The following is an 11146-nucleotide window of genomic DNA, read 5'->3' on the forward strand; positions in this document are numbered from 1 at the left end:
CGTATGGAACTGCGGGCCGGCTGTGGCTGGTCGCGCAGTTCCCCGCGCGCTTTACGGGGCGCCCTACTTCGCGTCCTCCTTCAGCAGGTCGGAACACTTCTCGCCGATCATCATCGTCGTGATGCACGGATTGACGGAGATGAGGTCCGGCATCACGGAGCCGTCCGCGACGCGCAGACCCTCGATCCCCTTGACCCGCAGACGGGCGTCGAGCGGGGCCGAGATGTCGTCGTCGGCGCCCATCTTCACCGTGCAGGACGGGTGGTAGACGGTGTTGTGGGTCTTGTGGATGTAGTCGAGCAGCTCGTCGTCCGTGCGGACATCGGGTCCGGGGGCCAGCTCGGCGCCCGCCCAGCCGCTCAGCGCGGGCTGTGACGCGATCTCCCGCGCCAGCTTCAGGCCGTACGTCATCACGCGCACGTCGTGCTCGTGCGTGAAGTAGCGCGGGTCGACCAAGGGCTTGTCGCGGTAGTCGCGGGTGCGCAGCCGCACGGTGCCGCGCGACTTGGCGCGGGTCACGTTCGGGGTGAGGCAGAAGGCGTTCTCGGACGTCGGATAGCCCCAGCGCACGGTGTTCATGTCGAACGGCACCGAGCCGTAGTGGAACATCAGGTCCGGTCGGTCCAGGCCCGGTTCGGTGTCGTAGAAGATGCCCGCCTCCCACCACTGGCTGGACGTGGTGGTCATCGGCTGCTTGGCGTCCCACATGATGACGCCCTCGGGGTGGTCCTGGAGGTTCTCGCCGACGCCCGCCGAGTCCACCACCACCTCGACCCCGACCTCGCGCAGCTGCTCGGCGGGCCCGATGCCCGACAGCATCAGCAGCTTGGGCGTGTCGATGGACCCGCAGGACACGATCACCTCGCGGCGAGCACGTACCGTCCGGGTGTGGATCAGGTCCGGGTCCAGGTACTCGGCGCCGACGCAGCGACGGCCGTCGAGGACGAGCTTCTTTGCCCGGACCCCGGTGCGGACCTCCAGGTTGGGCCGTTTGCCGATGATCGGGTGGAGGTAGGCGACCGACGAAGACTGCCGGATGTTGTTCGCGTCGGAGTTGATCTGGAACCAACTGGCCCCGCGGACCACGGTCTTGCCGCTGTTGAAACCGGTGGTGGGGATGCCCGCCTGCGCGCACGCCTCCAACAGGGCGGTGCCGCAGGGGTCTTCGCCCTTCAGCGTGCGCAGCTTCACCGGGCCGGTGCGGCCGTGATGGTCGCCGGGAGCGTCGTTCGACTCCAACCGCCGGTAGAGCGGGAAGAGTTCGGCCGCACTCCACCCCGTACAGCCTGCCGCCGCCCAGCCGTCCAGGTCCTCGGCGGGTGCCCAGAAGGCGATACAGGAGTTGTGCGAGGAACAGCCGCCCAGCACCTTGGCGCGGGCGTGGCGCATAAAGCTGTTGCCGCTGGCCTGCGGCTCGATCGGATAGTCCCAGTCGTAGCCGGACTCAAGGAGGCCCATCCAGCGCTCCAGTTTCATGACGTCGTCGTCGCCGACGTCGCTGGGCCCCGCTTCCAGCACGCACACCGTGATGGACGGGTCCTCGGAGAGCCTGGCCGCGACCACGTTGCCGGCGGTGCCGCCACCGACCACGACGTAGTCGAACTCATCTGCTGTCATGGGGAGTTGACCTCCTTGAGTCAGACGCTTACTCGGTCGCTGTTCGCTTCGGGTCGTTTACTCGGCTGCCGTCGCGGCCTCGGGCGGGACGGACGGCGCCTGCTGGAACTGGTGCTCGGCGAGGACCCCGGTCCGGTGCCGCTGCACGAACCAGTAGTAGGCGAAGCCGCCTCCCATCACGATGCCGACGAAGAGGAGCGCACCCCACTGCAGGTACCAGTGGAACGGGGGGGTCGCGTTGTAGACCGCGGAGCGCGGCCAGATCAGGTTGACCGTCATCGCCGTGCCCCACAGCACCGCGACGATGTTGACGAGCAGGCCCCAGCGGCCGAGCGAGAACTTGCCGTCGCCCGCCGGCTGCCACTTGCCGCGCAGCCGGGCGACCAGCATGGGCACCGTGACCCCCAGATACGCGAGGTAGATCATGATGATGCCGATGCTGGTGACCACGGTGAAGATCTGCGGCTGGCGGATGTTGACCACCAGGATCGCCAGCGCCAGGATGCCGATGATGACCGCGGGCAGCACCGGGGTCTGGAACCGCGGATTGACCTTGGCCAGCTTGGACGCGGCGGGCAGGTTGTTGTCGCGGGCCATCGCGAAGGCCAGCCGGATCGCCGCCGTGTGGACGGCCAGGGCACAGACCGTGACCGCGATGAACACACACCACAGCATGGCCTTGCCCGCGTCCTCACCGAGCACGTTGAGGACGATGTACTGCAGGCCGTCCGTGGACAGTTGCTCGCCCTTCAGGCTGGAGACGCTCATCAGGGCGAACAGCAGGACGAGTCCGCCGAGCACGAACGAGGCGATGATGGCGCGGAGGATGGCGCGCGGCGCGTTGCGCGAGGGGTCGCGGGACTCCTCACCGAGCGACGCGGCCGTGTCGAAGCCGTACATCACGTACGCGGACGCGAGCGAGGCGACCAGGAACGCGCCGAGGTAGCCGCCGGGCATGCCCGCTCCCGTGCCGTTCGTCTCCAGGACAACCTGCGGACCGCGCGTGATGTGCACCGCGAACAGCACGATCAGTACGACGGTCGCGATCAGCTCGATGAAGACGCCCGCCGTGTTGATCCTTGCCATCAGCTTCACACCGAGGGCATTCACCAGGGTGGTGAAGACGATGAGTACGGAGGCCAGTAGTACGGCGTTGGTGGCGACGTCGTACTTGCCCGTGCCGTCGCCCACGAACTGGAACACGGAAGAGATCTGAGGAAGCGTCAGCTGATAAGCAAGGGCCACGGCGGCGATCGACACGATCGAGGCGAGCAGCATCGTCCAGCCCGCGAGCCAGCCGATGTGCGGGTTACCCACCTTCTTCGACCAGTTGTAGACGGAGCCGGCCACGGGATAGCGGGCGGCCAGCTCGGCGAAGCACAGCGCGACCATGAACTGACCGACGAAGACCATCGGCCAGGACCACCAGTAGGCGGGCCCGCCGCTGCCGTAGCCGAAGTAGAAGAGCTGGAAGGTACCGGTGAGGATGGAGATATAGCTGATACCGGCGGCGAAGGTGTGGAAGTTGCCGAGCGTGCGCTTCAGCTCGGGCTTGTAACCGAACTCGTTGAGTTCCGAGTCGTCGTGACTGTGTTTCTCGGGTGGTTGAGCCGTGGTGGTCATGAGCGGCCTCCTGGAAAGAGGGGAGTTCTCCCGGGCGGGAGGGGGAGTGCGGCTCGTGCGGGGTCGTAGGTGTGTGCGGGTGCTGGATCATAGGACTGATCCGCGGCTGCTGGATCATAGGACTGATCCGCGGCTGCGGGGTCCTCCTGCGGATCAGCTCGTTGCTTGAGTCCATGACTTCCAAGGGCGGAACCGGTCGAATCGGTCGACCAGCCCTGCGGATCGAGTCGGTCGAACCAGCCCTGCGGATCGAATCGGTCGACCAACTCTGCGGATCGCGTCAGTCGAACCAGCCCTGCGGACTCGGGTTCGTCGTACGCCAGATGTGTTTCGTCTCGCGGTATTCGGCGAGACCGGCAGGACCGAGCTCCCGCCCGAACCCGGACTGCTTGTAGCCGCCCCACTCGGCCTGCGGGACGTACGGGTGGTAGTCGTTGATCCACACGGTGCCGATGCGCAGCGCGGACGCGACCCGCTGGGCCTTCGCCTCGTCGGAGGTGAAGATCCCGCCCGCGAGACCGTAGATGGTGGCGTTGGCCAGTCGCACCGCCTCCGCCTCGTCGGTGAACCGCTCCACGGTCAGTACGGGACCGAAGGACTCCTCCTGAACGACGGACATCCCGCCGGAGCACTCGTCCAGCACGGTCGGCGGATAGTAGAAGCCCTCCGGGTGCGGAGGATCGGCGGGCCGCTCCCCGCCGCAGCGCAGCACCGCGCCTTCCTCCAGACCCTTGGCGACGTATGCCTCGACCTTCGCCCGGTGCGCCGCCGAGATCAGCGGCCCGGTCTGTGCCCGCTCGTCGAACGGCCCGCCCAGCCTGATGAGTTGGGCCCGGCGTACAACCTCGTCGACGAAGCGGTCGTGCAGCGAGTCCTCGACCAGCAGCCGGGCGCCTGCCGAACACACCTGCCCGGAGTGCAGGAAGACGGCGGTCAGCGCCATGTCGACGGCCGTGTCGAAGTCCGCGTCCGCGAAGACGATGTTCGGGTTCTTGCCGCCGAGTTCGAGTGCGACCTTCTTCACCGTCCCGGCCGCCGCGGCCATGAGCCTGCGGCCGGTCTGGAGACCGCCGGTGAAGGACACCAGGTCCACGTCCGGATGCTCGCCCAGCGGCGCGCCGGCCTCGGGCCCCGCGCCGAGGATCAGATTCCCCGCGCCCGCGGGCAGCCCGGCCTCCTCCAGGAGGCGCATCAGATGGATCGCGGTGTGCGGGGTCAGCTCGCTCGGCTTGAGGACGAAGGTGTTGCCCGCCGCGATCGCCGGGGCGACCTTCCACGCCGTCTGGAGCAGCGGATAGTTCCACGGGGTGATCAGCGCGCAGACACCGACCGGCTCGTATACGACTCGGCTGTCGACGCCTGCCGAACCCGTCTCCACGACCCGGCCGGACTCGCTCGCCACGAGCTTTCCGAAGTAGCGGAAGCAGTTCACGATGTCGTCGATGTCGTATTCGCTCTCCACCAGGCGTTTGCCGGTGTCGAGTGACTCCGCGCGGGCGAGTGCGTCCTTGTCGCGTACGAGGAGGTCGGCGACCCGCAGCAACAGGTCCCCGCGCTCGTTCGCGGACGTCCGGGGCCAGGGGCCCTCGTCGAAGGCACGGCGCGCGGCCGCGATCGCGTCGGCCGTGTCCTGGCCGCCCGCCTCGTCCACTTCGGCCACCAGTGTGCCGTCGGCCGGACAGCGGATCTCGCGGGTCCGTTTCTCCCGGGCACTCGTCCACGCGCCGTCGATATAGAGATCAGCCATCCATGCCTCCCAGCATGCCTATGAGCCACTCGTGGAAGATCCCGATGTGGTGCTCGGTGGGCACCAGGACCCCGCCCCGCCGGTAGGCGCGGGACGCCATCGCGGGCTGCGTACGTTCGCAGGCCTCGAAGTCCTGAGCGTTGACTCGGTGGAAGAGTTCCACGGACTTCGACACATCGGCGCCCGACTCGACGACCTCGGGTGCGTAGAGCCAGTCGCACTCCACGACCGTGCGGTCCTCGGTGAGGGGGAACATGCGGTGCAGGATGACATGGTCCGGTACGAGATTGATGAATACGGTCGGTTTGACAGTTATCGCATAGTAACGACGGTCCTGGTCCTCCGCTACCGCGGGCAGTTTGGCGAATCCCTCGCTGCCGTCGACGGTGAATCCCTTGATCTCCTCGCCGAACTCGGCGCCGTGGCCGACGTAGTACTGGGCCGCGTAACCCTCCGCGAACTCCGGGAGTACGTCGGTGAGCTCGGGGTGGATCGTCGCGCAGTGGTAGCACTCCATGAAGTTCTCGACGATCAGCTTCCAGTTCGCCTTCACGTCGTAGGTGATGCGCTTGCCGAGGGCGAGGTTCTCGGTGCCGTAGTGATCGATGGCCGCCGCGTTGCCGAGCCGCTCCACGGCCGCGCCCATCACCGTTTCCTCGAAGGACGCCGGCTCGTCGGCCAGGCACACCCAGGCGTAGCCGAGCCACTCCCGCAGGGCGACCTTGACCAGGCCGTATTCGGTGCGATCGACGTCCGGCATCTTGATCAGGTTCGGCGCGGCGATCAGTTTGCCGTCGAGGTCGTACGTCCAGGCGTGGTACGGGCACTGGAGATTGCGGCGGACCTCGCCCGCCTCCTCCGTGCACAGCCGGGCCCCGCGGTGGCGGCAGACGTTGAGGAACGCGCGCAGCTCACCGGTGCGCGAACGGGTGATCAGGACGCTCTCGCGGCCGACCTGGACCGTGCGGAAGGCGCCGGGCTTGCCGAGATCGGCGGAGCGGACGGCACAGAACCACATCGATTCGAAGAGCCGTTCCTGTTCCGCGCGGAAGATTTCCGGATCGGTGTAGTAGTGCCCGGGGAGGGTGGCGATCAGGCTGGGGGAGACGGGGGTCGTCGTCACGTGCGTACTCCTCAGGCGGGCGCGGCGGCGAGGCGGTGGGGGTCGAAGAGGTCGATCGGGTGTTCGGTGGTGCCGTTCAGAGCCAGGTCGGCGAGGATCTCACCGACGACCGGCACGAACTTGAAGCCGTGCCCGGAGAACCCGCAGGCCACCGTGACGGACTCCGGGTGCGCGGGGTGCCGGGCGATGACGAAGTGCTCGTCGGGGGTGTTGGAGTACATGCAGGTGGCGGCTTTGAGAAAGGTGCCCGGCAGGTCGGGGATGCAGCGGGACATATGGTCCGCCATGGCTCCGATCTCGTCCTCGTGCACCGTCCGGTCGATGTTCTCCGGGGTGCACTCGACGCCCTTGCGGAAGAAGGCGACCTTGGCGCCGAGATCCGGCCCGTCGATCGAGGGGAAGCCGTAGACCTGTACTCCGGCCGCGTCCTCCCAGATGTAGATGGGGTGGTTGGCGGGGAGGAACGGCTGGACGCCGGCCTTCGGCTGGAACCAGTACATGACCTGCCGCTCGATCGTGAACGGCACTCCCAGATCGGTGAGCAGCTGCGGCGCCCACGCCCCCGGGCAGATCACCAACTGGCCTGCCGTATACGTGTTTTCGGCCGTGTGAACCCGTACACCGTCCTTGTACGGCTCCCAGCGCGTCATCGGCTCCTCGAAGTGCAGGTCGGCGCCCTGACGGGTGGCGAGCTGAAGGTGCGCGGCGACGGTGTTCTCCGGGCGGACGAACCCGGCGCGGGCTTCGTACAGCCCGATCTCGCCGTCGTTCGGGTTGAGGGTCGGGAAGCGGCGGCGGATCTCGGCGGCGTCCAGGATCTCGTGGGGCAGGTCCCACTGAGTGGCGGAACGCAGCGAGCCGGAGAAGGTCAGCGAGTCGGGAGGGCCGATCATCACGCCGCCGCAGAGCGTCGCGATGTCCCGCCCGGTTGCCCGCTCCACCTCGTCGTACAGCTCGTAAGCGCGCAGCAGCAGGGGTACGTACGCCGGGTCCTCGAAGTAGGACTGGCGGGTGATCCGCGAACCGCCGTGACTGGAGCCGCGGTTGTGGACCGGGCCGAACTTCTCCAGGCCGAGCACGCGGGCGCCCCGCGCGGAGAGGTGGTGGGCGGCGGCGCTGCCCATACCGCCGAGACCGATCACGATCACGTCGTAAGTCGGGGACACGGTGAGCCTCCTGATGATGTGTCAACGGCAGGTGTGTCAGCGGCGGATGCGGGTCATCTTCGGGTCGAAGAGCGGCTCGTCGGCGACGGTCGCGGGGACCTTCTCGCCGAAGTACTCGATGTGCACGCCCGTGCCGCTCGCGAGCGCCGGCAGCCAGGCGTACGCGACGCAGCGGCCCAGCGTGTAGCCGTACGAGGCGCTGGTCACGTAACCGGCCGGGGCACCGTCGACATACACCGGCTCCTTGCCGAGGACGACGGCTGCCGGGTCGTCGAGGAGGAGCGGTGTGAGCCTGCGCGTCGGCTCGGCCTGAGCGAGTCCTTGCAGCGCCTCCTGGCCGACGAAGGCGTCCTTGTCCATGCGGACGGCGAAACCGACGCCCGCCTCGTACGGGTTGTGCTCGTCGGTCATGTCGACGCCCCAGGCGCGGTAACCCTTCTCCAGGCGAAGGGAGTTGAAGGAGGAGCGGCCGGCCGCGATCACTCCGTGCTCCTGCCCTGCCTCCCACAACGTGTCCCAGAGCCTGAGCCCGAGGTCGGCGCTGGTGTACAACTCCCATCCCAGCTCGCCGACATACGACAGGCGCATCGCCGTCACCGGGACATGCCCGAGGTAGGTCTCCTTCGCGCGGAAGTAGCCGAAGCCCTCGTGCGAGAAGTCGTCGCGGGTCAGCGGCTGGACCAGATCGCGGGCCAGCGGGCCCCAAACGCCGATGCAGCAGGTGCCGGAGGTGATGTCGCGGATGTGTACGTCGGTGGGTGCGTGCCGGGTCAACCAGTCAAGGTCGGTGGGGGAGTTGGCGCCCACCTGGAAGCGGTCGACGGCAAGGCGCGCGACGGTGAGGTCGGAGCGTACGCCGCCCGTCTCGTCGAGGAGCAGCGTGTACGTGACCGCGCCCGGCTTCTTGCGGAGGTTGTTGGTGGTCATGCGCTGGAGGAAGGCGAGGGCGCCGGGCCCGGTGACTTCGAGGCGGCGCAGCGGAGTCATGTCGTACAGCGCGACCTTCTCGCGGGTCGCCTTCGCCTCGGCGGCCGCGATGGGCGACCAGTAGCGGGCCGACCAGGCGTCGCGCTCGGGGAGGGGGCCGAGCGCGTCGACGAGCGGGGCGTTCGCCTCGTACCAGTGCGGGCGCTCCCAGCCACCACCTTCCAGGAAGTGGGCTCCGAGTTCCTGCTGCCGGGCGTAGAAGGGGCTGACGCGCAGTGGACGGGGCTGTTCCATCGGCTGGAGGGGGTGCAGGACGTCGTACACCTCGACGAACTGCCGTGAACCGCGTTCACGGACGTACGACGGTGAACGCTGCGCATCCTCGAACCGCGTGAGGTCGCATTCGTGCAGGTCGATGGAGGCGCGTCCGTCGACCATCCACTCGGCGACCGCCTTCGCGACCCCCGCGGAGTGGGTGACCCAGACGGCCTCCGCCAGCCAGAAGCCGCGGAGCTTTCGCGACTCCCCGAGGACCGGCATGCCGTCGGGCGTGAAGGAGAAGACGCCGTTGAAGCCCTCCTCGATCTCCGTCTCGCGCAGGGCCGGCATCAGCCCGCGGCAGTCGTCCCAACTCGGCGCCCAGTCCTCCTCGGTGAAGGGGAACGAGGACGGCATCTCCATGTCGTTGGCGCGCGCCTCGTCGTACGGGAGGATCGCGAACGGGTCGACGGGGAGCGGCTTGTGGGCGTAACTGCCGATGCCGATACGGTCGTTGTGCTCGCGGAAGTAGAGGTCGCGGTCCTGGAAGCGGAGGATGGGCTTGGAGGCTTCCGTCTCCGCTCCGGCCAGCTCGGGGAGTTGCTTCGTCTTGGCGTACTGATGCGCGAGCGGTTGCAGCGGGACCTCGACTCCGGCCATACGGCCGATGACGGGGCCCCAGAAACCGGCGGCGGAGACGACATGATCGGCGGGGAAGGTGCCGCGGTCGGTGACGACGGCGGTGACCCGGCCGTCCTCCTGCTCGATGCCGGTGACCGTGTGGCGGTCCAGGAAGCGGGCGCCCTTTTCGGTGGCCCGTGCCATCTGGGCGCGGGCCGCGAGGAGGGCGCGGGCCAGGCCGTCGTCGGGCGTGTGGAAGCCGCCGAGGACGGTCGATTCGTCGATGAGCGGCCAGAGTTCCTTGCAGCGGGCCGCGCTGACGATCTCGCCGCGCACTCCCCAGGCCGCGGCGTAACCGGCCTTGCGGTGCAGGTCGGCCAGGCGCTCCGGTGTGGTCGCGAGTTCCAGACCACCGACCTGGTTGAAGCAGGAAACCCCGTCCACCTGGAGGGAGTTGAACTTCTCGACCGTGTAGCGGGCGAACGCCGTGAGCGTCTTGGACGGGTTCGTCTGGAACACCAGTCCTGGCGCGTGCGAGGTGGAGCCGCCCGGGGCGGGCAGCGGCCCCTGTTCGAGGACGGTGACGTCGGTCCAGCCGCGGGCGGTCAGCTCGTCGGCGAGTGAACAGCCGACGATGCCGGCGCCCACGATGACCACGCGGGGATGGGTTTCGGGCGTACTGGACATGCCCCTCCTTGCCGGGGTGGGGAGCGAACGGGCTCAGGGCGTGGGGACGTTGGGCTCAGGGCGTGGGGACGCGGGGCCGTGGGGCGGCGACAGGCGGGACCTTCGGCGAGTGACTCACAGGACCACCACCGAACGCAGCACCTCGCCCCGGTGCATCTTCGCGAACGCCTCCTCGACCTGATCGAGGGCGATGGTCTCGCTGACGAAGGCGTTGAGGTCCAGCAGACCGTAGAGGTACTGGTCGATGAGGAACGGGAAGTCGCGGCTCGGCAGGCAGTCGCCGTACCAGGAGGACTTCAGGGCGCCGCCGCGCGAGAACAGGTCGATCAGCGGGATCTCGATCTTCATCTCGGGGTCGGGGACGCCGACCTGGACGAGCACACCGGCGTGGTCGCGCATGTAGAAGGCCTGCTTGTACGTCTCCGGCCGGCCCACCGCGTCGATGGCGATGTCGACCCCGAAACCGTCGGTGAGCGCGCGTACGGCCTCCACGGGATCCGTCCCGCGGGAGTTGACCGTGTGTGTCGCGCCGAACTTCTCGGCCTGGTCGAGCTTCTTGTCGTCGATGTCGACGGCGATGACCTTCATGGCTCCGTTGAGGCAGGCGCCCGCGATCGCCGCGTTGCCGACACCGCCGCAGCCGATGACGGCGACCGTGTCGCCCCGGCCGACGTTGCCGGTGTTGACGGCGGCGCCGTACCCGGCCATCACCCCGCAGCCGATGAGGCCCGCGGCCTCGGGACGGGCGGCCGGGTCGATCTTCACAGCCTGGCCGGCGGCGACCAGGGTCTTCTCGGCGAAGGCGCCGATGCCGAGGGCGTTGCTGAGCGGGGTGCCGTCGAGGAGCGTCATCGGCTGGGTGGCGTTGCGGGAGTCGAAGCAGTACCAGGGGCGGCCGCGGCGACAGGAGCGACAGCTACCGCAGGGCGCACGCCAGGCGAGGACGACGTAGTCACCGGGGACCAGGTCGGTGACGCCCTCGCCGACCGCCTCGATCGTGCCGGCCGCCTCATGGCCCAGCAGGAAGGGGAAGTCGTCGGTGATCGCGCCCTCCCGGTAGTGCAGGTCCGTGTGGCAGACCCCGCATGCCTGTACGGCGACGAGCACCTCACCCGGGCCGGGATCGGGGACGAGGATCGTCTGCACCTCGACGGGTGCGCCCTTCTTGACGGCGACTACGGCACGGACCTCGTGTGGCACGACAAGCTCCTCTGCTGTTGCGCAATGCACGATGGGTTGCGCTATGAGGAACATAGTGAGAACGCCGTCATGGGGTCGTCAAGAGGCGGGTGTCACCGAGATCGCCGACGAGCTGGAGGTGCACAAGTCCACCGCCTTCCGGCTGCTCGGCGTCCTGGAGAACCGCGGTCTGGTGGC

8 protein-coding genes are annotated in these 11146 nt (G+C 68.4%); 1 reads left to right on the top strand and 7 read right to left on the bottom strand.

Features of this window, described 5'->3' with window-relative positions; translation table 11 throughout:
• Positions 1 to 63 precede the first annotated feature (63 nt).
• The 7 genes from AB0N66_RS24135 to AB0N66_RS24165 form a co-directional block, all read right to left on the bottom strand.
• On the bottom strand, positions 64 to 1617 hold the full coding sequence (locus AB0N66_RS24135) for a GMC family oxidoreductase N-terminal domain-containing protein (RefSeq protein ID WP_365438615.1): 1554 nt from the start codon (positions 1615 to 1617) through the stop codon (positions 64 to 66).
• 57 nt (positions 1618 to 1674) lie between these two features.
• Positions 1675 to 3240 carry an amino acid permease gene (locus tag AB0N66_RS24140; protein WP_365438617.1) on the bottom strand — a complete coding sequence of 522 codons (1566 nt, stop codon included), beginning with the start codon at positions 3238 to 3240 and terminating at the stop codon, positions 1675 to 1677.
• Positions 3241 to 3520: 280 nt separating this feature from the next.
• On the bottom strand, positions 3521 to 4987 hold the full coding sequence (locus tag AB0N66_RS24145; protein ID WP_365438619.1) for an aldehyde dehydrogenase family protein: 1467 nt from the start codon (positions 4985 to 4987) through the stop codon (positions 3521 to 3523).
• Positions 4980 to 6110, bottom strand: coding sequence for an aromatic ring-hydroxylating dioxygenase subunit alpha (locus AB0N66_RS24150; RefSeq protein WP_365438621.1), 1131 nt, complete (start codon positions 6108 to 6110; stop codon positions 4980 to 4982). Before AB0N66_RS24150 ends, AB0N66_RS24145 begins: the two co-directional genes overlap by 8 nt.
• 11 nt (positions 6111 to 6121) lie before the next feature.
• The gene (solA, locus tag AB0N66_RS24155) at positions 6122 to 7276 is read right to left on the bottom strand and encodes an N-methyl-L-tryptophan oxidase (protein ID WP_365438623.1); all 1155 of its coding nucleotides are present in this window, start codon (positions 7274 to 7276) and stop codon (positions 6122 to 6124) included.
• A 36-nt stretch (positions 7277 to 7312) separates the two neighbouring features.
• A complete protein-coding gene (locus AB0N66_RS24160; RefSeq protein ID WP_365438625.1) occupies positions 7313 to 9769 on the bottom strand; it encodes an FAD-dependent oxidoreductase in 2457 nt (818 codons plus the stop codon).
• Positions 9770 to 9883: 114 nt separating this feature from the next.
• Positions 9884 to 10969: an S-(hydroxymethyl)mycothiol dehydrogenase gene (locus AB0N66_RS24165; RefSeq protein ID WP_365438627.1), complete on the bottom strand. Its 1086-nt coding sequence runs from the start codon at positions 10967 to 10969 to the stop codon at positions 9884 to 9886.
• A 31-nt stretch (positions 10970 to 11000) separates the two neighbouring features.
• On the opposite strand from AB0N66_RS24165, the gene AB0N66_RS24170 reads away from it, so the two are divergent.
• On the top strand, positions 11001 to 11146 hold a 146-nt coding region (locus AB0N66_RS24170), incomplete at its 3' end, for a helix-turn-helix domain-containing protein (protein ID WP_365438655.1).

It is taken from the genome of Streptomyces sp. NPDC093544 (genome assembly GCF_040683495.1).
Lineage (GTDB): Bacteria > Actinomycetota > Actinomycetes > Streptomycetales > Streptomycetaceae > Streptomyces.